The following is a 25943-nucleotide window of genomic DNA, read 5'->3' on the forward strand; positions in this document are numbered from 1 at the left end:
TCATTGCGGAGGCGGCGGACTCCCCGTAGAACACCGCCCATGAAGAGACGGATCGCCATGTCCATGCTTGCCGGAGCGACCCTCCTGGCGAGTACCCTCCTCGGGACCGGTCCCGCCCGTGCGGCCGACGTCCCCGCCGAGTTCGGCACCGACTGGCACGACCCGGTCACGGCCGCCCCGCCCGTCACGAAGCCCGGCGGCAGGTCCTGCCAAGTCACCGTCGCCCAGGCGCAGTTCCGCGACTTCACCCCGTACCGGGGCGCGTACACCCCGCCCGGCGACTGCGGCGACCGCTGGAGCAAGGTGGTGCTGAGGCTCGACGGCAAGGTCAAGGGGCGCCAGTACGACCGGCTCGGCTATCTGCACGTCGGCGGGGTCGAGATCTTCCGTACGTCGACACCGCAGCCCTCGCCCGACGGCATCGAGTGGTCGGTGGAGAAGGACGTCACCCGCTACAGCGACACCTTCCGCGGCCGTCAGGACGTCGAGATGCTCATCGGGAACGTCGTCGACGACACCTACACGGGCGTCCTCGACGTCAAGGTCACGTTGACGTTCTACCAGGGCCGCCCCGACGGCAGGAGCCCCGACCGGGTCCTCACCCTCGACCAGGGGACCGACGGCGCGACCACCCTCACGACGCCGCGCAACAGTGAACGCGTCGTCGCCGAGGTGTACGCCACCGGTTCCGGCGGCGGCTGCGAGGAGTACTGGTACCTGACGGTGCCCGACCCGGCGCCGTACTCCTGCAAGGCGGGCCAAGGCCCCTACCGCGAGGTGCAGATCCGCGTGGACGGCCGGCTCGCGGGCATCGCCGCGCCGTTCCCGACCGTGTGGACCGGCGGCTGGTCCAACCCGTTCCTCTGGTACGTGATCCCGGGCCCGCGGGCCTTCGACATCAAGCCGATCACCTACGACCTCACCCCCTTCGCCGGGCTCCTCAACGACGGCCGCCCGCACCGCGTCGAGGTCTCGGTCGTCGGCGTGCCCGAGGGTCAGACCGGCTGGAGCACCCCCGTGAACGTCCTCGTCTGGCAGGACGAGCAGCGCGCCCACGTCCCCGGGAAGCTCACCGTGCACAAGACGGGGGACCTCGCCAACTCCTCTTCGTATACGCCCGGTTCGGAGCACCGGGTCGACACCGAGGGTGCCCACCGGCTGACCGTCGCCGGATACGTCGACACCTCGCACGGCCGCGTCACGACCACCGTCGGCCGCTCGCTCGCCCACACCTCCGAGCACCGCTGGGTGGACGGCGAGACGACCGACGCCCTCGATGCCACCTGGACCGACGACGAGTCGGTGACCGTCGACGGACGCGGACCGGCCCGCACCACGCGTACGCACCGGACCTACACGATGGACGGCACGACCACCCTCGGCGCGGGCGACCGGCTGCGCACCGTGCTGACCCTCGGCGACCGCGCCACGGCCGTCGAGACGCGCGGCGGCCGCCGCACGGCGTGGTCACGGCTCGACGACTCCTACACGGGCGACGCCACCTACACGGCGAACGTGCCCCGCGACCAGCGGCACGCGGTCGGCACGACGAGCGAGCGCTACCGGCTCCACGGCTCGCACGGCTGCTACGACCGCACGCTGACCACAATGCAGGGGGTGCTCACGGAGGACCGTCACCGTTGCTGAGGGGACCGGTGTGGCCTGTGTGACATGCCTCACTTAGGGCACTTTTACATGGCCGAAACGTTGCGGTCTTGTGCGCGATCAAGACAACCTCCAGAGTGTACGGCTACGGAAACCGCTTTCCGTATTGCAGAAGTCCCCTCCGGCCTCTGTGCGCCCCGTCCCCCTAGGAGGCCCCCATGCCACCGTCCGTACCGTCCCTACCGCGGCGCGTCGCACGCACCCTGCGTACCTCACTGTTCGCGCAGGTCCTCTGCGCGCTCGTCCTCGGAATCGTCGTCGGGAAGCTGTGGCCGGATACGGCCACAGCTTTCCAGCCGCTCGGCGACGGTTTCACCCGGCTCATCAAGACGGTGATCTCGCCTCTGGTGTTCTGCGTGGTCGTCGTCGGCATCGCCAAGGCCGGCGACCTGAAGGCGTTCGGCCGGATCGGGGTCAAGGCCCTCATCTGGTTCGAGGTCGCCTCCACGGCCGCCCTGGTCATCGGTCTCGTCGCCGCCAACGTCGTCGGGCCCGGCAAGGGCATGAACATCGACCCGTCCTCGCTGGACGCCGCCGCGGTGGAGCAGACGACGGGCGGTGGTCAGCTGCCCTCGACGACCGAGTTCGTCCTCAACGCGCTGCCCGAGAGCTTCGTCGGCGCCTTCGCCGAGAACGAACTGCTCCAAGTCCTCATCCTGGCCTGCCTGGTGGGCGCCGCCCTGCTGCACCTCGGACACACCAAGGTGCCCAAGGTCCTGCCCGCCATCGACCAGGCCCAGGAAGTGATCTTCACGGTCGTCGGCTTCATCATGCGGCTGGCCCCGCTCGCGGTGTTCGGCGCGATGGCCCACCTGGTCGGCAACTACGGGCTGGGCGTGATGAAGACGTACGCCAAGCTCATCGTGCTCTGCTACGTGGCTGCCGCGCTGTTCATCGCGCTGCTCGCCGTCGCGTTGCGGATGGTGACCGGGCTCAGCCTCTGGAAGTTCCTGCGCTACATCCGCGAGGAGATGCTGCTCGCTCTCGGCACCGCCTCCACCGAGTCGGTCATGCCGCGCGTGATGCAGAAGCTGCGCCGGGCCGGTGCCCGCGACGACGCCGTGGGCCTGGTGCTGCCCACGGGCTACTCCTTCAACCTCGACGGCGCCTCGCTCTACCTGTCCATCGGCACGCTGTTCATCGCCCAGGCCGTCGGCGTGGATCTGAGCCTGAGCCAGCAGATCACCGTGGTCCTGGTGCTGATGCTGACCAGCAAGGGCATGGCGGGCATCCCCGGTTCGGCGTTCCTCGCCCTGGCCGCGACCGCCTCGTCCCTGGGTGCCATTCCGGCCGGAGCCGTCGCCCTGCTGCTCGGCGTGGACCGCATCATGGACTCGATGCGCGTCGTCACGAACCTGCTCGGCAACTGCGTCGCCGTGTTCGCGGTGTCCCGCTGGGAGGGTGCGCTGGACATCGAGCGGGCGAAGAAGACGCTCGACGGGGAGGATCTGGCCGCACCGGACGACGGTGTCGAGGACGACGGCGGCGAAAGCGTCGGTGCCGAACCCCTGGCCCCGGGCATCCCCACCCAGAAGTCCAAGGAACGCACCCCCGAGGCCGGTTGACCAAAACCGACCGACATCGAACGGGCCGCGGCCACCGCTCCAGCAGGAGAGCGGCGGCCACGGCCCGTTTCGCGCGCCGGAGGCGTGAGCGCGCTTCAGATCCTCAGCACCGCGGCACCGGCGCTCCGTCGATCAGCGTGTTCAGCAACCCCCCGAGCGCCTCGCGCTGTTCCTCCGTCAGCGGCGCGAGGATCTCCTCCGCGGCCGACCTGCGTGCCGCCCGCAGCTCACGCAACGCGCCCCGGCCGTCGTCCGTGAGCTCGATGCGGATCACCCGCCGGTTCGCCGGGTCCGGGACCCGCCGCACCTTGCCGCTCGCCTCCAGCCCGTCGACCAGTGTCGTCACGGCCCGCGGCACCACCTCCAGGCGCTCGGCCAGGTCGGCCATGCGTGGCGGCGAACCCCAGTGCGCGAGGGTGCGCAGCAGCCGGGACTGGGCCGGTGTGATGCCGAGGTCGCGATGCTCCAGATGGCGCTTCTGGATGCGGTGCACCCGGCGGGTGAGCCGCAGCAACTGCTCGGCGAGCAGGCCGTCGGAGTCGGGGGAGGTCATGCGGGAACAATATCAGGATGGTGTTCATTGTGAGTATAGGTAACAATGAGCTACGATCCGATCCGCCGCCCTCGCCCCGGCCGTATCGCTCTTTCGAAGGAGCCCATGCACCCCGACCACGAAGCCCCCTGGACCGCACCCGCCGACTCGAAGGAAGAGCCCCGGCAGGTCCGCCGCATCCTCAGGCTTTTCCGCCCCTACCGGGGCCGCCTGGCGATCGTCGGCCTGCTGGTCGGCGCCGCGTCGCTGGTCTCGGTCGCCACACCCTTCCTGCTCAAAGAGATCCTCGACGTCGCGATCCCCCAGGGGCGTACGGGCCTGCTCAGCCTGCTCGCCCTCGGCATGATCCTCAGCGCCGTCCTCACCAGCGTCTTCGGTGTCCTCCAGACGCTGATCTCCACGACGGTCGGCCAGCGCGTCATGCACGACCTGCGCACCGCCGTCTACGGCCGCCTCCAGCGCATGTCGCTCGCGTTCTTCACGCGCACGCGCACGGGCGAGGTGCAGTCCCGCATCGCCAACGACATCGGCGGCATGCAGGCCACCGTCACCTCCACCGCGACCTCCCTGGTCTCCAACCTCACCAGCGTGGTCGCCACGATCGTCGCGATGGTCGTCCTCGACTGGCGCCTGACCGTCGTCTCGCTGTTGTTGCTGCCGGTGTTCGTGTGGATCAGCCGCCGCGTCGGCAATGAACGCCGGAAGATCACCACCCAGCGCCAGAAGCAGATGGCCGCCATGGCCGCCACGGTCACCGAGTCGCTCTCCGTCAGCGGCATCCTGCTCGGCCGCACGATGGGCCGTTCCGACTCGCTGACGAAGTCCTTCGCCGGGGAGTCCGAGGAACTCGTCGACCTGGAGGTGCGGTCGAACATGGCCGGCCGCTGGCGCATGGCCGTCATCACGATCGTCATGGCCGCCCTGCCCGCCGTCATCTACTGGACCGCCGGCATGGCCCTCCAGCTGGGCGGCCCCGAGGTCTCCATCGGCACGATCGTCGCCTTCGTCTCGCTCCAGCAGGGCCTGTTCCGCCCGGCCGTGAGCCTGCTGTCGACCGGAGTGCAGATCCAGACCTCGCTCGCCCTCTTCCAGCGCATCTTCGAGTACCTCGACCTGCCGATCGACATCACAGAGCGCGCGGACCCGGTCCGCCTCGACCGGGTCAAGGGCGAGGTCCGCTTCGAGAACATCTCCTTCGGCTACGACGACAAGGGCGGCCCGGTCCTCGACGGCATCGACCTCACCGTCCCGGCCGGCGGCAGCCTCGCGATCGTCGGCCCCACCGGCGCCGGCAAGTCCACGCTCGGCTACCTGGTGCCCCGCCTCTACGACGTGACCGGCGGCCGCGTCACCCTCGACGGCGTCGACGTCCGCGACCTCGACTTCGACACCCTGGCGCGCGCGGTCGGCGTCGTCTCGCAGGAGACGTACCTCTTCCACGCCTCGGTCGCCGACAACCTGCGCTTCGCCAAGCCCGACGCCACCGACGAGGAGCTGCACCAGGCGGCGAAGGCGGCGCAGATCCACGACCACATCGCCGCCCTGCCCGACGGCTACGACACCGTCGTCGGCGAGCGCGGCCACCGTTTCTCCGGCGGTGAGAAGCAGCGCCTGGCCATCGCCCGCACGATCCTGCGCGACCCGCCGGTCCTCATCCTCGACGAGGCCACCAGCGCGCTGGACACCCGTACGGAGGCCGCGGTCCAGGACGCCATCGACGCGCTGTCGGCCGACCGCACCACGCTGACCATCGCCCACCGGCTGTCCACCGTCCGAGGCGCCGACCAGATCGTGGTCCTCGACTCGGGGCGCGCGGTCGAACTCGGTACGCATGAGGAACTGCTGGAGCGGCACGGCCGGTACGCGGCGCTCGTACGCCGGGACGCTCAACTGGAACCGACAAGATGAAAATATGCCAGGTTTATGACGATATGCGGGTTACCGTGCCCGCATGCAGAAGAACACTCCGCCACGGAGCACGATTCGACTGACGCGCCGGGGCCGGATCGCCCTCGTCGCGACCGGAGCCGTCGTGGTCGGTACCGCCGTGGCGGTGCCGCTGCTGACCCTGGGGCCCGAAGAGGACGGCCGGCCCACGACCCTGGTGGTCCCGGAGGGCTGGCGGGCGAGCCAGGTCTACGCCGCCGTCGACAAGGCCCTCGCCCTGCCCGCGGGCAGCACGAGGAAGTCCCTGGCGAAGGCCGCCCTCAAACTGCCGAACGACGCCGAGGGCAACCCGGAGGGCTATCTCTTCCCGGCGACCTATCAGCTCCAGGAGAAGACGACTCCGGAGAAGCTCCTGGCACTGATGGTCGACACCGCGAACGAGAAGTTCAACGGCGCGCCCATCGCCGCGGGGGCGCAGCGCAACGCCATGAACGTCTATCAGGCCGTCACCATCGCGAGCATCGTCCAGGCGGAGGCGGCCACCAGGGCCGACATGGGCAAGGTGGCCCGGGTGATCTTCAACCGCCTCGAACGCGGCATGCCGCTGCAGATGGACTCCACCATCAACTACGCGCTGAACCGCGCCGCCCTCCGCACGACGGCGAACGACACGCGCATCGACAGCCCCTACAACTCGTACCAGCGCATGGGCCTGCCCCCCACGCCGATCGACAACCCCGGCGGACAGGCGATGCACGCCGCCATCAACCCACCCCCGGGCGACTGGCTGTACTTCGTCACGGTCCGCCCGGGCGACACCCGCTTCACCGCCGACTACGGCGAACACCAGCGCAACGTCGCCGAGTTCAACGCCCAGCGGAAGACCGCCGGGGCGCAGGCGGCCGGGTGATCCGGAGAGTGGCGGGCGGAGGGGAGGGGTGACCGGGGCGGGGGAGCGTGGGCCGGGGGGACTCGTTGGCCGCGCGCGTCAGCCGGCACGACCTGACAAGCCTGCCGCGGTGCGGGGCCGAGGTTGCTCGGTTTGGTGGCGCGCCGGAGCAGGGTGGCGGGCCGGTCGGTGGCGTGGAGGGGAGAGTGGCGGGGTCGGCGGCGGGTGGGCCGGGGGATCGGATCGGCCGTAGGCGTCGGTCGGCCTCATGGCGGTGAACGGCCGTGGCGCGCGCCCGAGGGGCTTGGTTTTGGTGGCGCGCCGGAGCCGGGCGGGGGCCCGGCTGGCGATGCGTACGGGCCGGATGGCGCGAGCGGCGGCACGCAAGGGCCGCGCGAGTCGGTCGGCATGCGGGACGGAGCGATCCGCCGGGCGCCACGCGGCTACCGGCTCCTGCTCCAGCGGCCGGTGTGCCGGGTGGGCGTTGCGGGGCTATCGGTGCGCCTGCCGGCGGCCGGGTGTCCCGGGTCGGGCCGGCAACCGGGTGCCCCGGCTTGGGCGCCGGACGGCTACCGGTGCCCGTGCCGGCATCCGGGTGACCGGCCGGGCGTCACGCGGCGGCCGGTTCCCGTTCCAGCAGTCGCCTGATGTCACGTACGGCCGCGCGGCCGGCGCGGTTGGCGCCGATGGTGCTGGCCGACGGGCCGTAGCCGACGAGGTGGATGCGCGGGTCGGCGGCCGCGCGGGTGCCCTCGAGGCGGATGCCGCCGCCCGGCTCGCGCAGGCGCAGAGGGGTGAGGTGGTCGACGGCGGCGCGGAAGCCGGTGGCCCAGAGGATGACGTCGGCGTCGACATGACGGCCGTCGTTCCACTCCACACCGTCCGCCGTGATGCGGTCGAACATCGGCTGCCGGTCGAGCACCCCGTCGTCGATGCCCTGCCGGATCGCGTCGTTGAGCGGCAGTCCGGTGACCGAGACGACGCTTCTGGGCGGCAGCCCCTGCCGTACCCGTTCCTCGACGAGCGCGACGGCCGCCCGGCCCGCGTTCTCGTCGAAGGGGCCCTCACGGAAGACGGGCGGACGCCGGGTCACCCAGGTGGTGGCAGCCGCGTACGAGGCGATCTCCAGCAGATGCTGCGTGCCCGAGGCGCCACCGCCCACCACGACGACCCGCTGCCCGGCGAACTCCTGTGGCCCGGGGTACTGCGCGGTGTGCAACTGCCGCCCCCGGAAGGTCTCCTGGCCCGGATAGCGCGGCCAGAAGGGCCGGTCCCAGGTGCCGGTCGCGTTGATCAGCGCCCGCGTCGACCACACGCCCTCCGAGGTCTCCACGAGCAGCCGCCCGCCGGGCCCCTGGCGCGCGGCCCGCACGTCGACGGGGCGGCGCACCCGCAGGTCGAAGGCCCGCTCGTACCGGTCGAAGTAGTCGCTGATCACCTCGGCGGACGGGCGGGCCGGATCCACGTCCGTGAGCTCCATCCCCGGCAGCGCGTGCATCCCGTGCACCTTGCCGTACGTCAGCGACGGCCAGCGGAACTGCCAGGCGCCGCCAGGACCGGGGGAGTGGTCCAGCACGACGAAGTCGCGGTCCGGCTCGAAACCGGACCGCCGCAGGTGATAGGCGCCGGCCAGACCGGCCTGACCGGCGCCTGTGACGACCACCTCGACCTCGCGTGTGTTGTTCACGCTTCTACCAACCGTGCCGGGGTCGTGGATCTTCCCGGCTGATCGGGATGGCGGCACTTTGCGGCCCCCTAGCCTTCCGAGGGCCGGGGCTCCGCTGTCGACGGCGGCAGGTCGCCGTTGAACCTGGGGTCGGTGAAGCCGGCGAAGTCGACCTTGCGCGGGATGAGCTTCAACGCCGTGAACGTGTCGGCGATCTCCTGCTCGGAGGCGATCAGCGGCTTGTCGACGGCGACCGCGATCCGGGTCGTGTAGGTGCGCTTCACCGCGGCCAGCGCCACGTCCTCGGGGAGCCCGGCGTCCTTCGACCAGACCTTCGCCCACTCCTCCTCGTGGTCGTACACCCACCGGTAGGCGCGCCGCAGCCGCTCCAGGTAGTCCTTGACCGCGGCGGCCTTCTTCTTGTCCTTCAGCGCCTCCGGTGCCGCGACCTGGAAGGTGAGCCCGTTGGTCACGCCGTCGCCGTCGGTCAGGACCCGGCCCTGCCTGGCCTTCAGCACCTGCGAGGTGTACGGGTCCCACACCGCCCAGGCGTCGACCTTGCCGGCGGTGAACGCGGCGAGCGCGTCGGCCGGCTGGAGGTACTTGACCTTGATGTCGCTCAGATTCAGCCCGGCCTTCTTCAGGGACGCGACCAGCTGGTAGTGCGCGGACGAACCCTGCGCGACGGCCACGGACCTGCCCTTGAGCTGCTCGGGACTCTTCAGGGACGAGTCGTTCGGGACGAGGATGGTGTCGCCCTTGGACGTGCCGTGCCAGGCGGCCACGACCTTGATCTTCGAGCCGGCCCCGGCCGCGAAGACCGGCGGGGTGTTGCCGACGCCGCCGATGTCGACGGCTCCCGCGTTGACGGCCTCCAGCAGGGGTGGTCCGGAGGCGAAAGTGGACCATTTGATCTTGTAGTCGAGGTTCTTCAGTTCCCCGGCGGCCCGCAGGATGGCCTCCGATCCGCCCTTCTGGTCACCGACGTCGATCGTGACGGAGCCATGGCTGTCGGTGCCGCCGTCCGAGGTGCTGGCGGACGAGTTCCCGCCGCAGGCGGTGAGCAGCAGGGCGAGGGGGAGGAACAGGGCGGCGGGGGCGAGACGTCGTCGCATGGCGGTTCCGTTCGTGTGGGTCGTTCGTGAGAGTCGCGTACGTGGGGTCGTACGTGGAAAGGTCAGGCGGTTTCGGCGGCCGTCGCCTCGACGCCGAGGCGTTCGAGGAGGCCGGCGCGCAGTGCGGCGAAACGCGGGTCCGTGATGTCACGGGGACGGTCGAGGTCGATGCGCTGCTCGTGGGCGATGACGCCGCCGTCCATCACCAGGACGCGGTCGGCGAGCAGGACGGCCTCCTCCACGTCGTGGGTGACCAGGAGCACGGCGCAGCCCCGGCGCTGCCACAACTCGCCCACGAGCCGCTGGGCCTTGATCCGGGTGAGCGCGTCGAGCGCGCCTGGGGGCACCTCCCACGCCCGTTCAGGGCAGTGGGGGAGGCTCGTCGAGCAGCAGCAGATCGGGCTCGCGTACCAACGCCCGTGCGAGCGAGGCGCGTTGGGCCTCACCGCCGGAGAGGGTCTTGGGCCAGGCGTCCGAGCGGTGGCCGAGGCCTACCTCGTCGATGGCCTGCTCGGCGACGGCGCGTTCGGGCTTGCCGGGCAGCCCGAGCACGACGTTGCGCCACACCTTCTTCCACGGCATCAGCCGGGGCGCCTGGAAGGCGACGGCATTGCGGCGCGGCACCAGCACGGTGCCCTCGATGTCGCGGTCGAGCCCGGCGAGGATGCGCAGCAGCGTCGACTTGCCGCAGCCGCTGCGGCCGAGCAGGGCCACGAACTCGCCCGGCCGGACGTCCAGTCGCAGGTCGTCGATGACGGCACGGCCGTCGAAGGACCGGGTGAGCCCTTCGACATGGACCGCCTGGGGGGTCACCGGCCGGTGAACGTCGGTCGCCATTGCAGCAGCAGCCTTTCGAGGGAGCGGACGATGAAGTCGGCGAGCAGGCCGAGGAAGGCGTAGACGACCAGGCAGACCACGATCACGTCGGTCCGCAGGAAGTCCCGCGCCTGCACCATGAGGAACCCGATGCCGGAGTCGGCGTTGACCTGCTCGGCGAAGACCAGCGCGAGCCAGGCGATGCCGAGCGAGTAGCGCAGACCGGTCATGGCGTTCGGCAGCGCGCCCGGGAGGACGACGTGCCGCACGAGCCCCCACCGCGACAGCCCGAGGGACTCCCCGGCCTCGATCAACTGGGCGTCCACGCCGCGGATCCCGGCGTACACGTTGAGGTAGAGCGGGAAGGTCACGCCGAGCGTGATGATGGCGACCTTGGGGGCCTCGCCGATGCCGAACCAGATGATGAACAGCGGGATGAGACCCACGAAGGGCACGGTCCGCAGCATCTGCACGGGCGCGTCCACCAGGTCCTCGCCGATCCGGAACAGGCCCGAGAGCAGGGCGAGTCCGGTGCCGACGACCAGTCCGAGCAGCAGCCCGGCCGCGACCCGCTGGAGCGAGGTGCCCATGGCCGCGGGCAGCGAGCCGTCGGCCACCATGTCCCCGGCGACCTGGGCGATACGACCGGGCGAGGCGAGCACGTCCGGCTGCAACGCGCCCGTGCTGCTGAGGAGTTGCCACAAGGCCAGCAACAGGACCGGGCCGGTGGTGCGGCGCAGCCAGCGGGGGACGCGAGTGCGGCGGGAGGAGGTGGGGACGAGAGGCTGGAGATCGAGGTCGGAAGCTGATATGGGCGAAATATCGGGTTTCGATGACGTGGGCGGGGCATGACTGATGCTCATGAAGGCTCCACGGGGGAGGGCGGGGGCGGAAGGAGGCACGCCTCGCCGCCGCCGCACCGATGAGAGCAGGCGCGCTCAGCGGGCAGGCGGAACCAAGGCGAGGGAGCCGGAAAGTGAGGAGGGGAAGGGCGTCAGCAGCCGCGGCGACACGCGGCGGAGGCCACCCGCAGCAGGTCGATGTGACCGCGCGTGGTGAGCAGGGCTGAACGCAACATGCCGCCGAACCTAGCCAGATGGCATGCGCACGGTCAACGGGCGTCTCGTCCAGTGGACGCCTGTACCGCCACCCGGGCGGGGGTGGCCGGGCGGAACCCGGCGCGTGCGTCAGGATGGGGGCATGTCAGATGTCTTCACCACCCGAGTTCTGAACGTCAGCACCGGATCCACGGAGAGGGTCGTCGACATCACCGGCGACTGCGAGTCCTTCCTGCGGGAGGCGGCGGCCGGGCGTGACGGCCTCCTCAATGTCTTCGTCCCGCACGCGACGGCCGGAATCGCCGTTCTCGAGACCGGCGCCGGCAGCGACGACGACCTCCTGGCCGCACTGCACACCCTGCTGCCCGCCGACGACCGCTGGCAGCACCGGCACGGCAGTCCCGGCCACGGCCGCGACCACGTCCTGCCGGCCCTCGTCCCGCCGCACGCGACCCTGCCGGTGCTGGGCGGCCGGCTGGAGCTCGGGACGTGGCAGTCGGTGTGCCTCGTGGACACGAACAAGGACAATCCGGAGCGGAAGGTGCGGCTGAGTTTCCTGGGGTGAGCGTGCCTCCGCCCAGCCGGAGCCGCCCCGGCGTGACGCCCGAACGGCTCTGGCGCACCGTGACGCCTGCCTGTAATGCCCGTATCCTCGTCAATGCCAGATTCTCTTCCGAGCAGCGGATGATCGCGGGCGCAAGCGAGGCGAAGCGTGGTTCGGTCCGGCGAGGAACCCAAGCCGGCGGGGCGTGCGACTGACGGCACGGGGCCCGCCCGGCTTCGCGAGCGGTTTCTCCAGGGCGAGCCGGTCGAGGCGGGTGTACGGACGCCCATCCTGAACTCGTGGCAGCGCTCCCGGTCCCTGGGCCTTTCGCCGGACCAGACCGACCTCCCCTACCGGGAGGACTTCGACCCGGGGGGTCGTATCGTCCGCGCGGCCGTGCCGGTGCTCGACCGGCTCCAGGACGCGTTCTCCGGCAGTCAGATCAACATCTCGGTCGCCGACGCGAACGGGACGGTCCTGCTGCGCCGATTCGGGGACCCGTCGATGGCCAGGAGCCTGACGGCGATCCAACGGATCCCGGGGTTCGTGTTCGCCGAGCAGGTCGCCGGCACGAACGGCATCGGCCTCGCCCTGGCGGAGCGGCAGCTCATCCGCGTCTACGGCGCCGAGCACTTCGCGGAACGCTCCCAGGGCAGCGCCTGCGTCGCGATGCCCGTCCGTGATCCGCTCAGCGGACGCATCGAGGGCGTTCTGTGCTTCGGCTATCCGCGCAGTTTCGAACACCCCGCGCTGGGGGCGGCGATCCGCCGGGCGGCCGAGAACATCGAGCGACGGCTGCTGGGGCAGAGCTCCGCGCACGAGCGCGCCCTGCTGCGGACGTACCTGGCCATCGGGGTCGGGGCCGGCCCGCACGGCGGCGTGGCCATGGACGCGCTGGCTGACGAATTCCACCACCGTGACCAGGCAATCCTGAGGGAGATGGCCGCCGAACTGATCTCCCGCGGGCAGCGGGCCGCCGTCGACGTGACCCTGCCGGGCGGCCGGCGGGTGACGCTCGTGAGCCGCCCGATGACGAGCACCTCCGGGGTGCGGGGCTTCGCCATCGAGGCCGTGCTGCCCGGCGCCGCGGCGGGCGAGTCCCTCGTCCTGCCGCACCAGGGGGACGAGCTGCCGGACCTCGCCGCCCTCTCGGCCGCCCCACGGCCCGCACGGCCGTCGCTCACCCTGCCGTCCGGGCACGTCGCGGCCGCGCCCGTCCCGGTCGTCGCGCCCGACGGTGACCGGGGACCGGCAGGGCCCGGCGCTACCCTCACGGCCGACGGCGGCACCGTCACGACCGAGGGCGGCAGGGGCGCGTCGGACGGCGGAAGGGACGCGCTGTACGGCGGCCGGGGACCGGCTGACGGCGGCAGGGGCGCGGCGGACGACCGCTCCGGCTCGCCGTTCCCGGCCCGGGGACTCGTGATGGTGGGGGAGCCGCACGTCGGGGCCTACGCCCTGGCCGCGCGCCGGCGCCTGGAGCTGCTGTCCGAGGCCAGCGCCCGCATCGGCACCACCCTGGACGTGCGCCGCACCGCCGAGGAACTGGCCGAGACGGCGGTCCCGCGCCTGGCCGACTTCGTCACCATCGACCTGCCCGATGCCGTCCTGCGCGGTGAGGAGTCCGCCGACCCCCTCGCCGACCTGCGCCGAACGGTGCTGCACGGCGTCCGCGAGGGCCTGCCCTTCACGCCCCCCGGCAAACGCATCGACTTCGGCCCGACCGCGCCCCAGCTGCGCTGCCTGACCAAGGGCGAGGCGGTGCTGGAACCGGATCTGAAGGCCGCCGCGGGCTGGCTCGCCCAGGACCCCGAGCACACCGCACGCCTGCTCGCCCACGTCCACTCCCTCATCGCGGTGCCCCTGCTCGCCCGCGGCGTCGTCCTGGGCATCGCCAGCTTCTACCGCGCCGGGAGCCCCTACGGGGACGACGACCGCTCGCTGGCCCGGGAACTCGCCAGCCGCGCCGCCCTGTCCATCGACAACGCCCGGCGCTACACCCACGAACGCACCATGGTCCTGGCCCTCCAGCGCAGGCTCCTCCCGCACGGTCTGCCCGACCAGGACGCCGTCGAGGTGGCCCACCGCTATCTGCCCGCCGAGTCCGACGTGGGCGGGGACTGGTACGACGTCATCCCGCTCTCCGGGGCCCGCATCGGGCTCCTCGTCGGCGACGTCGTCGGCCACGGCATGCTCTCCGCGGCCACCATGGGCCGGCTGCGCACCGCCGCCCGCAGCTTCGCCGAGCTCGACTTCACCCCGGACGAGGTCCTCACCCACCTGGACAACCTGGTGGGCCGCCTGGACCGGGAGGACCCCGACGGCAAGGGCGCCGGCGTCATCGGCGCGACCTGTCTGTACGCCATCTACGACCCGACCGTGCAGCGGTGCCTCATGGCGCGTGCCGGTCACCCGCCGCCCGCACTCGTCCGCCCCGACGGCACCGTGTCCTATCCCGACCTCCCGGCCGGGCCCCCGCTCGGTCTCGGGGGCCTGCCCTTCGACGCCGTCGAGATCGACGTCCCCGAGGGCAGTCAGCTGGTGCTCTACACCGACGGACTCATCGAGGACCGGCACCGCGACGTGGACGTGGTGCTGGAGCAGTTGCGCTTGGCCCTGGCCCATCCGGAGCGCGCGCCGGAGGAGACCTGCCAGGCCGTCCTGGACACCGTGGCGCCCGCGCACCCGCACGACGACATCGCCCTGCTCGTCGCCCGCGTCCACGCACTGGACCCCGGCCGGATCGCCGGCTGGGAGCTGCCCGCCGACCCGGCGCTCGTCGGCGAGGTCCGGGCCTCCGCCCTGCGACGCCTGTCCGACTGGGGACTCGACGAGACCGCGTTCGCCGCGGAGCTGATCATCAGCGAGCTGATCACCAACGCCATCCGGCACGGCACGGGGCCCATCCGGGTCCGGCTGCTGTACGGGCGCACCCTGATCTGCGAGGTCTCCGACGCCAGCAACACCGCCCCCCATCTGCGCCGGGCGGCCAGCACCGACGAGGGCGGACGCGGCCTGTTTCTCGTCGCGCAGCTCTCGCAGAGCTGGGGCACGCGCTACCTGCCGGAGGGCAAGGTCATCTGGGCCGAATGCGGGCTAGACGCCGCGTGACGTGTCCGCCGACCCGCGTGGGAGTCACAGCGGCCGAAAAATGACCGAAATGCTGTAATTTGATCGAGTGTGCGACGCTCCTGACACGCCGGTGAAGGCGGCTTCACCCTTCGGGCCGGAGCCGCTGGTCCGTATCCGCGGGCTCGGCAAGCGGTTCGGCGGGACCATCGCGCTGGCCGGGGTCGACCTCGACGTCCACGCCGGCAGCGTGCTCGCCCTCCTCGGGCCCAACGGGGCCGGCAAGTCCACGCTCATCAAGGTCCTCGCCGGCGTCCACCCCGCCGACGCGGGACAGATCACCGTGGACGGACAGCCCCTCGGGAGCCCCGCCGCGTCCCGGAGCATGTCCTTCATCCACCAGGACCTCGGTCTGGTGGAGTGGATGACGGTCGCCGAGAACATCGCCCTGACCAACGGATACGCGCGCCGGAGCGGCCTGATCTCCTGGCGGCACACCCGCGAGCGCTGCGTCGAGGCGCTGCGGATCGTCGCCGGGCACCTCGACCCCGACGCGCCGGTCTCCGGGCTCGCACCGGCCGAGCGCTCGCTCGTCGCGATCGCCAGGGCCCTGGCGGCCCGCGCGAAGCTCATCGTCCTCGACGAGCCGACCGCCCGCCTGCCCGCCGCGGACAGTGCCCGGCTCTTCGGCGTCCTGCACGACCTGCGCGACCGCGGCCACGCCATCCTCTACGTCAGCCACCGCCTGGACGAGGTGTACCAGGTCGCCGACACCTTCGCCGTACTGCGCGACGGCCGTCTCGTCAGCCATGGCCGGCTCGCGGGCCACAGCCCCGCCCGCCTGGTCCACGACATCGTCGGCGAGGAGGAACAACCACCTACGCCCCACCCGGCGGCTGCCGCCCGCGCTGCCGGGACTCCGGCCGTCGATCGCCCCGTCGGGCCTGCGGCCGTCGACCGCTCGGCCGGTGTTCCGGCTTCTGATCGCCCTGGCGGGTCTCCGGCTGCCGCCGGTCCCACCGGGCCTCCGGCCACCGACCACCCCGCCGGCCCTCCGGCTCCCGCCCGCCCAGCCAAGACCCCACCAGGCACACCACCCGTCCTGATCCTCGACTCCGTACGCACCCCCCTGGCCGGACCCGTCAGCCTGGAACTAGCCGCCGGAGAGGTCCTCGGACTGGTCGGGCTCTCGGATGCCGGGCACACGGAGCTGGGACGTGCCCTCGCCGGGGCGCGGCCGCTTCTCAGGGGGCGGGTCGTGCTCCACGGGCGGCCCTACCACCCCCGCACGGTCGCGGAGGCCGTAGCCCTCGGTGTCGGCTTCGTGCCGGGCGACCGGCTGCGCGAGGGCTGTCTCGCCGAACTGACCGTACGGGAGAACCTCCTGGCCAATCCCCGCGCGGGAGGCCGGGCGGCGCCCCGCTGGATCGGTCCCCGCCGCGAACGTGCCCAGGCCGCCGCCCTGATCGACCGGTTCTCGGTCCGACCCCGCGACAGCGAGGCCCCCATCGCCACGCTCTCCGGCGGGAACCAGCAGAAAGTCATGATCGGCCGCTGGCTGCGCGCGGAGCTGCGGCTGCTGATCCTCGAGGAGCCGACCGCGAGCGTGGACATCGGTGCCAAGGCCGCGATCCACCGGCTGCTCGACGAGGCGCTGTCGGCGGGCCTCGCGGTCCTGCTCCTGTCGACCGACTTCGAGGAGGTCGCGAGCGTGTGCGGGCGCACCCTGGTCTTCGTCCGGGGTGCCGTGACGGCCGAGCTGAGCGGTAGCGCCCTCACCGTCACCGGGCTCACCCGGGCGGCCTCGGCCCTGCCCCCGTCCACGGCCGCGACGAACCCATGACCGAACCGCCCTCCCCCTCCTCGCCCCGTCCCGGGCGCCTGCGCGCCCCCGGCGGGCACCACATCGGCGCCTACGGCCTGCTCGCCCTCACCGCCCTGCTCTACCTGGTCTTCTCCCTCGTCCTGCCGCGCACCTTCCCCACGCTGGACACCGTCGACTCGATCCTGTCCGCCCAGTCGATCCCGGCCGTCCTCGCGCTGGCCGCCATGGTCCCCATCGTCACCGGCGCGTTCGACCTCTCCATCGGCTACGGCCTCGGACTGGCCCACGTCATGGTGATGCAGCTCGTCGTCGACGAGAACTGGCCCTGGCCGCTCGCCTGCCTCACCGTGCTCGCCGGAGGGCTGGTCGTGGGCGTCCTCAACGGCGTCATCGTCGAGTTCGGCCGGATCGACTCCTTCATCGCCACCCTCGGCACCGGCAGCATGATGTACGCCGTGACCGGCTGGATCACCGACGGCAGCCGGATCGTCCCCGGCCCGCAGGGCCTCCCGCCCGCGTTCACCGACCTCTACGACTCCACGTTCCTCGGCCTTCCGGTCCCCGCCTTCTACGTGCTCGCCCTCGCGGGCCTGCTCTGGCTGGTGCTGGAGCGGCTCCCGCTCGGCCGGTACCTGTACGTCGTCGGGTCGAACCCACGCGCGGCCGACCTCGTAGGCATTCCGACGCGCACCTACACCGTCTACGCGTTCGCCGCCTCGGGGCTGATCGTCGGCTTCGCCGGTGTGCTGCTCGCGGCCCAGCAGCAGATCGGCAACCCGAGCGTCGGCCTCGACTACCTGCTGCCCGCCTTCGTCGGCGCCCTGCTCGGCTCCACGGCGATCAAACCCGGCCGGCCCAACGCCCTCGGCACCGTCGTCGCCGTCGCCGTCCTGGCCGTCGGCCTGACCGGCATCGCCCAGCTGGGCGCCGACTTCTGGACGGTGCCGCTGTTCCACGGCGGCACCCTGCTCATCGCCGTGGGCCTGGCCGGATACGCCGCCCGCCGCCGGTTGCGCGGCGGCGCCGCGGCCCGCGACACACCCGCCGCGCCACCCCCGCCACCGTCCCTCCCCTCACTGTCCTCCCCGCCACCGTCCTCCCCGACGCCGGAGGGCGGCACGGCAGGCACACCGACCTGACCCCCTCGTCACGCCCCGCCGCGCCGATCCCCTCACAGGAGCCCCCGTGCACCGCAACCGCAAGGCCGCCCCCGCAGTCCGCACCGCGCGGCTCGCCTGCTGCGCCCTGCTGGTGACGGCGACCGCCCTCGTCGGCTGCGAACGCGGTTCGTCCGACGGCGCCGACGAGACCACCACGGGCCGGAGCGGCTGCCCCGACGTCCAGGCCAGGGCCCAGGCCGCCGTCACCCGGGCGGAGCGGACCGACATCCCCTGGGGCGGACCCACCACCGGCCCGCAGGCGGTGTCCGGCAAGACCATCGTCTACGTCGCGCAGACGATGACCAATCCCGGCGTCGCGGGCGCCGCGAGGGGGGTGCGGGAAGCCGCGCGGGTCATCGGGTGGAACGTCCGGGTCATCGACGGCGGAGGCACCCCGGCCGGCATCCAGGCGGCCATGAGCGAGGCCGTGGCCCTCAGGCCCTCGGGCATCGTCATCGGCGGCTTCGACCCCGACTCGACGGCACAGCAGGCCGCCCGGGCCAACGCGCAGGGCATCCCGCTCATCGGCTGGCACGCGGTCCCCGAGCCCGGCCCCAGCCGGCAGCCCGACCTCTTCACCAACGTCACCACCCGCGTCCAGGACGTGGCCCGCATCAGCGCGCAGTGGATCATCTCCGACTCGGACGGCCGTGCCGGCGTCGTGCTCATCACCGACGCGTCGATCCCCTTCGCCAGGAACAAGTCCGACCTGATCGGGAAGGAACTCACCAGTTGCCGCGGGGTGCGGCTGCTCTCCGTCGAGAACATCCCGATCCCGGACGCGAGCAGCCGCACCCCGCGGGAGATCTCCTCGCTGCTCTCCCGGTTCCAGGACCGGTGGACCCACTCCGTCGCCATCAACGACCTGTACTTCGCCGACGCCGCCCCCGCCTTCCGCGCGGCCGGCGAGAAGGGCTCGGGGCCGCCCTACAACATCGGCGCGGGCGACGGCGACCCGTCGGCCTTCCAGCGCATCAACAGCAGGCAGTACCAGGCCGCCACCGTGCCCGAACCGCTGTCCCTCCAGGGCTGGCAGATCGTCGACGAGTTCAACCGCGCCTTCTCCGGCCGGCCGGCCAGCGGGTACACGGCCCCCGTCCACATCGCCACGGCCGGCAACAGCGACGGCGCCACGAGCTGGGACCCGTCGGACTACCAGGAGGCGTACCGGAAGATCTGGGGGAAGTGACGTCCGGTCAAGGTGCCGATCTCTTCACGGAACATGCACGAAACCTCGGAATCCCTTTAAGTTTCAAGGTCTAATCTCATCGTCAGTCGAGTGGCCGCCGGGGGTCGATCCGAGCGGGGCCCGTTCCACGGCGGCACTCGCACCCCCCACCAGGCACAGGAGACTGGGCGTGCACGACGGCGACGTAGTGGTGATCGGCGGCGGCTATGGCGGTGTCCGGCTGGCGAAGCGGCTGGACGGGACGGCCCGGGTCACGCTGGTGGACCGCAAGGAGGTCTTCTTCCATCGCATCGCCTCCCTGCGCGCGGGGGTGCGTTCCGACTGGACGCACACCCCCTTCATCCCGTACGACCGGCTGCTGCACCACGGCCGGGTGGTCGCGGGCAAGGCCGTCCGTATCGACACCGCCGAGCGGCAGGTCGTCCTCGCCACGGGCGAGCGGCTGCCCTACGACGTCGTCGTGATCGCCACCGGCGCCGACTACCCCGAGCCGGCCCGCTTCGTGGGCACCACCGTCGATGAGGCGGCCAAGTCGTTCGCCGAACACCAGCGCAACGTCGCCACGGCCGAGCACGTCCTCGTCGTCGGCGGCGGCCCCGGGGGCGTCGAACTCAGCGCCGAGATCCGCCTCGCCCGGCCGGACGCCCGGGTCACCCTCGCCCACTCCGGACCGGCCCTGCTCGACTCCACGGGCAGCGCGCGGCCGGGACGCAAGGCCCTCGAGTGGCTGGAGTCCCACGACATCGAGGTACGGCTCGACTCGTTCATGTCGCCCGGCAACGACTTCGGCACCTACCGTGACGGCCGCGGCGCCGTCATCGAGGCCGACCTGTCCTTCTGGGCGACGGGCACCACACCCAACACGCTCTGGCTCCGCCTGGCCGGACACGGCGACTGGCTGAACAGGGACGGACACGTCAAGGTCGACCGGACGCTCCGGGTCGAGGGCAGGCTGGACGTGTTCGCCGTCGGCGACGTCAACGACGTCAGCGAACTCAAGATCACCCCCGCCGCCCTCGCCCAGGCGGACATCGCCGCCCACAACATCCGTGCCTACCTCCAGAGTTCGGGCAAACACCGCAAGGAGCCGCGCTTCTACCGGCCGATCCAGCGCATCCCGCTCATCGTGCCGTTCGGCCCCGCCGCCGGACTCACCGTGCTGCCCGTACCGGGCGGCGAGTCCGCGGTCCTCGGTAGCCGCACCACCACACTGGCCAAGGCGAAGACCCTCATGACGCCTTACATACGGCGCCAACTCGGTTACACGGCCGCCTGATACGCAACCGGAACCACCCCCGTCGTTACCCGCAGGTTGCCCCTGGGGTAGGGTCCCCACCGTTTCCGGTTACCGGCTGGTGGTGTGCCGGTACGGGGCGTGTCGGAGGGTGGCAAGACGATGGAATCCCAGTGGGGTGACGGTGGATCCGTGGACCTGGACGACACACGGTTGGAGGCACTGAGTCCCCAACCGCTGCTGACCCGGGACTACGAGACGCGCCCCGCGCTCGTGTACGAGCGGCTGAGGCAGCAGCACGGCCCGGTCGCGCCGGTCGATCTGCTCGGCGTCCCCGCCTGGCTGGTCCTGGGCTACCGCGAGGCGCTCCAGGTGCTCCAGGACAACGACGGCTTCCCGAAGGGGCTGGAGAACTGGCGCGCCCGCTCCGAGGGCCGGGTACCGGCCGACTGGCCGCTCGGCCCGTCCCTGGAGGTCAACCACATCCTGATCCAGGGCGGCCCCGGATACCGGCCGCTGCGGACGGCGTGGGACGTGGCCCTCAAGCCGTTCCAGGACCCGCGCCACCCCCAGGCCAAGCGCCTCAAGGCCGCCGTCACCGCCTACGCCGACGAGCTGATCACCCTGGTCGGGCAGGGCGGAAAGACGGGCGTGGCGGACCTGTCCGCACAGTTCTCCCGGCCGCTGCCGCTGATGGTGGCCAGCCATCTGCTCGGCTTCCCCGGCTCCCAGGGCGACGACGCACTGATGGACATGTGGCGCGTGCTCGACGCGGGCCCGGACGCCGAGGCCGCGCTGGAGCGCCTGCTCGCGACGCTGGCGGAACTGGCCGCGACGAAGGTGGAGAAGCCGGCTGACGACTTCCCCTCCTACCTGCTGGCCGCGCACCCGGACCTGTCGCTCGACCATCTGGCCCGCGAGCTGTTCATGCTGCTCGGCATGACCTCCGACCACGTCGGCATCCTCATCTCCAACACCGTCGTGGAGGTCATCTCCGGCGAGAGCAGCGTGCGCGCCAGCCTGTCCGCCGGGATGGTCCGGGAGACCATGAACCGGGTGGTCATGCGCAAGCCACCCCTGGTGAACTTCGTCCCGCGCTTCGCGGCCCAGGACACCCCGCTCGGCAACTACACGATCCGGGCCGGCGACCCGGTGTGGGTCTCCTCGGCCGCCGCGCACGCCGACCCGCTCTTCGCCGACCACGTCGCCTCCGGCACCACCATCAGCACCCGGGCGCACCTTTCCTGGGGAGCCGGACCGCGCCAGTGCCCGGCGCGGGAGCTCGCCTCGACGGTCGCGGCGGCCGGTGTGGGGCGCCTGTTCGAGCGGTTCGACCACCTCGACCTCGCCCTGCCCGCCGACCAACTGCCCTGGCGTTCCTCCCCGTTCATGCGCGGCCTGCGCTCGCTGCCCGTGCGGTACGAACTCTCCGCGGCGCCCGCACGGCCACCGGCCGACGGTCCCGCGCCGGTGGCCGAGGAGGTCCTGCCGGACCCGTCCGCCCGGCAGCGCTCCTCGCTGTGGCGCTATCTGACGGGCCTGATCCGCGGCGGCCGGTGACCGGGAGGCCGAGTCGGAACGCCCATGCCGTATCGCCGTTCCTCCCGGTCCGGGGGTGACGGTCTCACGCCGCACGCGTGACGAACGGCGCCGTTGCGCGGCGGACCGCTCTGGAATGCTCGTCAGAGAACCCGGAACCTCCTCAGAGATCTCGGGACAGGGCGACTCCGATTGCGTCCGCCCGTCTTCCTGGCGATCGCCGACAGATGGTCGCGGACCGTCGCCACGGACAGGCGCAGCCGCTCGGCGATCTCCCGGGTGCGAGTGCCGTCGGCGGTCAGCCGCAGCACTCCCACCTCGCGCGGGGGCAGCGGGTTCGCCCCCGCGTCCAGGTGTCGTCGAGGCCATCAGCAGCAGCCGGCACTCCGGCAGCCGCGCCCGCAGCTCGCCCCGGACGGCGACCTCCTCGCCCTCCTTGGGAGTCCACGCCGATCACGGCCACGGCAGGGCGGCACGCCACGGCACGTGCCACCACGTCACCGTTGCCGTCGGCCTCGGCGACGACCGCGTCCAATGCGAACTCGTGATCGAGTGGTGAGGCCCAGGACGCGGGCGTACCGTCGAACGGTGGACACCGCAGGCAGCAGCCCGCAGCCGGCTTCACCACAGGCGACCACCACCAGCGAATCCGGTGGTGGCGGAAATGCGATGGCGCTTCTGGTCATCGCCTCGTGCCAGCTGATGGTGGTCCTCGACATCACGATCGTGAACATCGCGCTGCCGCAGATCCAGCGCTCCCTGGACTTCTCCACCACCAGCCTGTCCTGGGTGGTGAACGCCTACACCCTCACCTTCGGCGGACTGCTGCTGCTCGGCGGCCGGGTCGGCGACATCCTGGGCAGGCGGCGCGTCTTCATCTTCGGCGTGCTGCTCTTCGTGCTCGCCTCCCTGCTCGGCGGGCTCGCCCAGAACGCCGGCCAACTCCTCGCCGCACGCGCCCTGCAGGGCGTCGGCGGCGCCATCGCGTCCCCGACCGCCCTCTCGCTGGTCAGCACGACCTTCCGTGAAGGACCTGAACGCAACCGGGCCTTCGGGGTGTTCGCCGCGGTCTCCGCGGGCGGCGGCGCGATCGGGCTGCTGGCGGGCGGGGTGCTCGTCGAATGGCTGAACTGGCGGTGGGTGCTCTTCGTCAACGTCCCGATCGGGCTGCTCATCGCCCTCGCCACTCCCCGCTGGATCAGGGAGTCCGAACGGCACCCGGGGCACTTCGACATCACCGGCGCGCTGACCTCCACCGTGGGCATGGTGCTGCTCGTCTACGGGTTCATCAGAGCCGCGCAGGACGGCTGGCGCGACGCCCTCACCCTCGCCTCGTTCGCCGCGGCGGTCGTCGTCCTGGCGGGCTTCATCCTGATCGAGCGGCGCTCCAGACAGCCCATCACGCCGCTGCACATGTTCGCCGACCGCAACCGCGCGGGCACGTACGGCATCATGCTGTGCCTGGCCGCCGCGATCTTCGGCATGTTCTTCTTCCTGACGCTCTTCGTGCAGAACGTGCTGGACTTCAGCCCGTTGCGGGCCGGGCTCGCCTTCCTGCCGGTCAGCGCGGTCATCGCGATCGGCGCCGGGCTGGCCTCGCGGTTCCTGCCCACGTACGGCCCCAAGCCGTTCATGGTGGTGGGCGCGCTTCTGGCCGCGGCCGGACTGGCGTGGCTCACCCTGACCGACGTCCACTCCACCTACGCGGGCAGCGTCCTCGGGCCGATGCTCGTCTTCAGCCTGGGCATGGGCATGGAGTTCGTCTCGCTCACCCTCATGGCGCTCTCCAACGTCTCCACCCGGGAGACCGGCGCGGCCTCCGGGCTGCTCAACGCCACCCAGCAGGTCGGCGGCTCCCTCGGCCTGTCCATCCTGGTCACCATGTACGGCACGGCCAGCACCAACGAGGCCGAGAAGCAGATCCCGCTCTTCCTTCAACAGGCGACCCCTGCCGAGCGCCTGCGCTTCGAACGCACCGGGCAACTGCCGAAACCCTGGTCCGACGAGATCCTCACCTCCGGCGTCTCGGCCGCCTTCATCATGGCGGCGATCTTCACCGCCGTCGCCGCGCTGATCGCCCTGATCGTCATCCAGGTCCGCCCATCCGACCTGGAACGCCTCAAGGGTGGGGCGGGCCCCGGCCCGATGTGAGGCCCGCCCCCGAGCCCGCTACCCCCCGATCCTCGCGGCGATGACCGGCGCCAGCCGGTCGGCGATGACCCGGTGCCCCCGGTCGTTGGGATGCACCGAGTCCGTCAGATCGCCCGAGCCCAGCCAGCCGGTCGTGTCGACGAAGGAGACCCGCGTGTCCCCGCCGTTCACGGCGGCCTTCACGGCGGCCTCGGTCTGCGGGACGTACCGCCCGCGGAACGTCTCCAGCGCGAAGATCCACGCCTGCGGATACGCCGCACGGACCTTGCGCAGCAGACTGCTGTACGCCGACTGGAACTGCGTGGAACTCACCCCGTGCCCGACGTCGTTGGTGCCGAGGTTGATGACGACCGCGTCGGCCCGGTAGCGGGAGAAGTTCCAGTCGGGCGTCGCGGCGTTCGGGTTGAGCTTGGTGAACTGCCGCTCAAGACCCACACATCCGTCCGCCGCGGCCACCAGGCACGCCCCGCCCTGCGCGATCTGCGTGTGCTCGACGCCCAGCCGCTCCCCGATCAGCCAGCCGTACGCGGTACGGGCGTTCTGCGAGGTCGTCGTGCCCACGGTGATCGAGTCGCCGACGAACTCGACCAGTTTGGCCGGGGCCGGTGGTGCGAAGGTCGTCGCGCCGCTGTCGAGGACCAGCCCCTGGAACACCGCGTCACCCCGGTAGGAACCGGCGACCACCTGGTAGTTGACCTGGAGCGTGTGGTTGCCGGCGGCGAGGGCCGTCGGGGTCAGGTTCACCGTCCCCTTGACGTCGTCGTAGAACTTCACCGGCCCGTTGTCGATCCGCGCCCACAGGTCGATCGTGCCCCGCTGCTTCAGCTTGACCGTCCTGCCGGTGAAGCCGACCCGGTAGTAGGCGCCCGCCCAGTACGGGGTGTAGGCGGTGGTGGAGCTGCTGGTGTCCCAGCGGCCGACGAACTTGATGTTCGGGTCGCCGGGCTGCCCCGGAGCCGCTGCCTTCACCGTGGCGCCGCTGCCGAGCCGGGCGGTGATGACCGGGGCCAGCCGCTCGGCGAACTTGGTGTGACCCGCCTCGTTCGGATGCCCGTTGCCGTCCTCGTAGTGGGTGCCGTCGGTGAGCCAGCCCGAGGTGTCGACATAGTGGACACGGGCGTCACCGGCGCCGTTGCGGGCGCTCACGGCGGCCCTGGTCTCGGTGACGTAGCGCTTCTTCAGCGTCTGCACCGCGAAGAGGTGCGCCGTGGGGTACTTGGCGCGCACGTCCCGCAGGAACGTGGTGTAAGCCGACTGGAAGGCGGCGCCGGACACGCCGCGCCCGATGTCGTTGGTGCCGAGGTTGATGACGACCGCGTCGGCCCGGTACCGGGAGAAGTCCCAGTCCGCACCGCCGGTGCTGGCCGTCTTGAAGAACTGCCCGCTCAGACCGGTGCACCCCGACTGCGCGACCAGGCAGTACCCGGACCGGGCGATCTGGGTGTGCCGCATGCCCAGCCGCTCCCCGGTCTTCCAGGCGTACGAGTCCAGCGCCAGCCGGTCGGTGAGGGCTCCCGCGGTGATGGAGTCGCCGACGAACTCGACCAGCCCGGGCGGGGCGCCGGCGGCGACGGTCCGCGCACCGGAGTCCAGGACCAGACCCTGGAAGACGGTGTCACCGGAGCGGTAGGACAGGCGCAGCGTGTGGGTGCCGGGGGAGAGCGGCCGGGGAGTGAGGTTCACCGTGCCGCGCACCCCGGCGTGGAAGACGTCCGGGCCGCCGTCGATGCTGGCGTAGAAGTTGACCGCGTTCCTGGCCTTGACCTTCACCGTGGTGCCGGTGAAGCCGGTCTGAAGGTAGGCGCCGGTCCAGTTGGGCACGGCCGCGGTCCCGGAAGAGGTGTCCCAGCGTCCGACATACGTGATGTTGGGATCGGACACCGAGCCGTCCCCCGCCGCGGCCTGCGCGGGAGAGCCGCCCGCCAGGGACAGCAGGCAGGCGAGCAGCACGGCGGTGAGGAGAGCGGGCAGGGTGCGTCTGGGGGAGGGGTGGGGGGAGGTCTGCACGGGGTTCCCTT

The 25943-nt window shown here is 71.8% G+C and carries 19 protein-coding genes and 1 pseudogene; 12 read left to right on the forward strand and 8 right to left on the reverse strand.

What is annotated here, in order from left to right; all coding sequences use genetic code 11:
• Positions 1-39: 39 nt before the first annotated feature.
• Together ACIBNA_RS30390 and ACIBNA_RS30395 are read left to right on the forward strand one after the other, a co-directional pair.
• Positions 40-1647 (forward strand): peptide-N4-asparagine amidase, encoded by a 1608-nt coding sequence (locus tag ACIBNA_RS30390; protein ID WP_399168376.1) that lies wholly within the window; start codon positions 40-42, stop codon positions 1645-1647.
• A gap of 176 nt (positions 1648-1823) precedes the next feature.
• On the forward strand, positions 1824-3230 hold the full coding sequence (locus ACIBNA_RS30395) for a cation:dicarboxylate symporter family transporter (protein ID WP_399168377.1): 1407 nt from the start codon (positions 1824-1826) through the stop codon (positions 3228-3230).
• Between the two features lie 103 nt (positions 3231-3333).
• Here the strand turns inward: ACIBNA_RS30395 and ACIBNA_RS30400 are convergent, their stop codons facing one another.
• Complete coding sequence (locus ACIBNA_RS30400; protein ID WP_274814594.1) at positions 3334-3783, reverse strand: MarR family winged helix-turn-helix transcriptional regulator; 450 nt, start codon at positions 3781-3783, stop codon at positions 3334-3336.
• 105 nt (positions 3784-3888) lie between these two features.
• Here ACIBNA_RS30400 and ACIBNA_RS30405 point away from each other — a divergent pair, with 105 nt between their 5' ends.
• Both ACIBNA_RS30405 and mltG read left to right on the forward strand, forming a co-directional pair.
• Complete coding sequence (locus tag ACIBNA_RS30405; protein WP_399168378.1) at positions 3889-5691, forward strand: ABC transporter ATP-binding protein; 1803 nt, start codon at positions 3889-3891, stop codon at positions 5689-5691.
• A 43-nt stretch (positions 5692-5734) separates the two neighbouring features.
• Entirely contained in the window at positions 5735-6580 is an 846-nt protein-coding gene (gene mltG / locus ACIBNA_RS30410) for an endolytic transglycosylase MltG (protein WP_399168379.1), read from the forward strand.
• Between the two features lie 589 nt (positions 6581-7169).
• Here the strand turns inward: mltG and ACIBNA_RS30415 are convergent.
• The 5 genes and pseudogenes from ACIBNA_RS30415 to ACIBNA_RS30435 all read right to left on the reverse strand — a co-directional run bounded on the left by ACIBNA_RS30415 (position 7170) and on the right by ACIBNA_RS30435 (position 11234).
• Positions 7170-8246 carry an NAD(P)-binding domain-containing protein gene (locus tag ACIBNA_RS30415; protein ID WP_399168380.1) on the reverse strand — a complete coding sequence of 359 codons (1077 nt, stop codon included), beginning with the start codon at positions 8244-8246 and terminating at the stop codon, positions 7170-7172.
• A gap of 68 nt (positions 8247-8314) precedes the next feature.
• Positions 8315-9340, reverse strand: a complete 1026-nt coding sequence (locus ACIBNA_RS30420; protein WP_399168381.1) for an ABC transporter substrate-binding protein — start codon at positions 9338-9340, stop codon at positions 8315-8317.
• Between the two features lie 62 nt (positions 9341-9402).
• A pseudogene (locus ACIBNA_RS30425) lies at positions 9403-10177 on the reverse strand (ABC transporter ATP-binding protein).
• A complete protein-coding gene (locus tag ACIBNA_RS30430) occupies positions 10150-11019 on the reverse strand; it encodes an ABC transporter permease (RefSeq protein WP_399168382.1) in 870 nt (289 codons plus the stop codon). The pseudogene ACIBNA_RS30425 and the gene ACIBNA_RS30430 overlap by 28 nt, the downstream one beginning before the upstream one ends.
• Positions 11020-11150: 131 nt before the next feature.
• Positions 11151-11234 carry a putative leader peptide gene (locus ACIBNA_RS30435; RefSeq protein ID WP_349817350.1) on the reverse strand — a complete coding sequence of 28 codons (84 nt, stop codon included), beginning with the start codon at positions 11232-11234 and terminating at the stop codon, positions 11151-11153.
• Positions 11235-11356: 122 nt separating this feature from the next.
• Here ACIBNA_RS30435 and ACIBNA_RS30440 point away from each other — a divergent pair, with 122 nt between their 5' ends.
• From ACIBNA_RS30440 to ACIBNA_RS30470, 7 genes are all read left to right on the forward strand, one after another.
• Positions 11357-11779: a secondary thiamine-phosphate synthase enzyme YjbQ gene (locus ACIBNA_RS30440; RefSeq protein ID WP_184981134.1), complete on the forward strand. Its 423-nt coding sequence runs from the start codon at positions 11357-11359 to the stop codon at positions 11777-11779.
• Positions 11780-11926: 147 nt separating this feature from the next.
• Positions 11927-14869: a SpoIIE family protein phosphatase gene (locus ACIBNA_RS30445; protein ID WP_399168383.1), complete on the forward strand. Its 2943-nt coding sequence runs from the start codon at positions 11927-11929 to the stop codon at positions 14867-14869.
• Between the two features lie 67 nt (positions 14870-14936).
• Positions 14937-16670 carry a sugar ABC transporter ATP-binding protein gene (locus ACIBNA_RS30450; protein ID WP_399168384.1) on the forward strand — a complete coding sequence of 578 codons (1734 nt, stop codon included), beginning with the start codon at positions 14937-14939 and terminating at the stop codon, positions 16668-16670.
• Positions 16667-17791 (forward strand): ABC transporter permease, encoded by a 1125-nt coding sequence (locus tag ACIBNA_RS30455; protein ID WP_399168385.1) that lies wholly within the window; start codon positions 16667-16669, stop codon positions 17789-17791. Before ACIBNA_RS30450 ends, ACIBNA_RS30455 begins: the two co-directional genes overlap by 4 nt.
• A gap of 46 nt (positions 17792-17837) precedes the next feature.
• Positions 17838-19001 carry a substrate-binding domain-containing protein gene (locus ACIBNA_RS30460; RefSeq protein WP_399168386.1) on the forward strand — a complete coding sequence of 388 codons (1164 nt, stop codon included), beginning with the start codon at positions 17838-17840 and terminating at the stop codon, positions 18999-19001.
• Between the two features lie 169 nt (positions 19002-19170).
• Positions 19171-20277 carry an FAD-dependent oxidoreductase gene (locus ACIBNA_RS30465; RefSeq protein WP_399168387.1) on the forward strand — a complete coding sequence of 369 codons (1107 nt, stop codon included), beginning with the start codon at positions 19171-19173 and terminating at the stop codon, positions 20275-20277.
• A 120-nt stretch (positions 20278-20397) separates the two neighbouring features.
• Positions 20398-21795 (forward strand): cytochrome P450, encoded by a 1398-nt coding sequence (locus ACIBNA_RS30470; RefSeq protein WP_399168388.1) that lies wholly within the window; start codon positions 20398-20400, stop codon positions 21793-21795.
• Positions 21796-21917: 122 nt separating this feature from the next.
• Here the strand turns inward: ACIBNA_RS30470 and ACIBNA_RS30475 are convergent, their stop codons facing one another.
• Positions 21918-22091, reverse strand: coding sequence for a LuxR C-terminal-related transcriptional regulator (locus tag ACIBNA_RS30475; protein WP_399168389.1), 174 nt, complete (start codon positions 22089-22091; stop codon positions 21918-21920).
• Between the two features lie 352 nt (positions 22092-22443).
• Here ACIBNA_RS30475 and ACIBNA_RS30480 point away from each other — a divergent pair, with 352 nt between their 5' ends.
• Positions 22444-23925, forward strand: a complete 1482-nt coding sequence (locus tag ACIBNA_RS30480; RefSeq protein WP_399168409.1) for an MFS transporter — start codon at positions 22444-22446, stop codon at positions 23923-23925.
• 18 nt (positions 23926-23943) lie between these two features.
• Here ACIBNA_RS30480 and ACIBNA_RS30485 read toward each other — a convergent pair whose 3' ends face one another.
• Positions 23944-25932 (reverse strand): GDSL-type esterase/lipase family protein, encoded by a 1989-nt coding sequence (locus ACIBNA_RS30485; RefSeq protein ID WP_399168390.1) that lies wholly within the window; start codon positions 25930-25932, stop codon positions 23944-23946.
• Positions 25933-25943 lie beyond the last annotated feature (11 nt).

Source organism: Streptomyces sp. NPDC050164 (assembly GCF_044459945.1).
GTDB lineage: Bacteria > Actinomycetota > Actinomycetes > Streptomycetales > Streptomycetaceae > Streptomyces > Streptomyces coeruleorubidus_A.

Coding starts and splice junctions, on each gene's coding strand:
- ACIBNA_RS30405 (WP_399168378.1), top strand. CDS start 3,889: ATGCACCCCGACCACGAAGCCCCCTGGACCGCACCCGCCGACTCGAAG.
- ACIBNA_RS30395 (WP_399168377.1), top strand. CDS start 1,824: ATGCCACCGTCCGTACCGTCCCTACCGCGGCGCGTCGCACGCACCCTG.
- ACIBNA_RS30480 (WP_399168409.1), top strand. CDS start 22,444: ATGGCGCTTCTGGTCATCGCCTCGTGCCAGCTGATGGTGGTCCTCGAC.
- ACIBNA_RS30430 (WP_399168382.1), bottom strand. CDS start 11,019: ATGAGCATCAGTCATGCCCCGCCCACGTCATCGAAACCCGATATTTCG.
- ACIBNA_RS30400 (WP_274814594.1), bottom strand. CDS start 3,783: ATGACCTCCCCCGACTCCGACGGCCTGCTCGCCGAGCAGTTGCTGCGG.
- ACIBNA_RS30420 (WP_399168381.1), bottom strand. CDS start 9,340: ATGCGACGACGTCTCGCCCCCGCCGCCCTGTTCCTCCCCCTCGCCCTG.
- ACIBNA_RS30440 (WP_184981134.1), top strand. CDS start 11,357: ATGTCAGATGTCTTCACCACCCGAGTTCTGAACGTCAGCACCGGATCC.
- ACIBNA_RS30390 (WP_399168376.1), top strand. CDS start 40: ATGAAGAGACGGATCGCCATGTCCATGCTTGCCGGAGCGACCCTCCTG.
- ACIBNA_RS30435 (WP_349817350.1), bottom strand. CDS start 11,234: ATGTTGCGTTCAGCCCTGCTCACCACGCGCGGTCACATCGACCTGCTG.
- ACIBNA_RS30455 (WP_399168385.1), top strand. CDS start 16,667: ATGACCGAACCGCCCTCCCCCTCCTCGCCCCGTCCCGGGCGCCTGCGC.
- mltG (WP_399168379.1), top strand. CDS start 5,735: ATGCAGAAGAACACTCCGCCACGGAGCACGATTCGACTGACGCGCCGG.
- ACIBNA_RS30470 (WP_399168388.1), top strand. CDS start 20,398: ATGGAATCCCAGTGGGGTGACGGTGGATCCGTGGACCTGGACGACACA.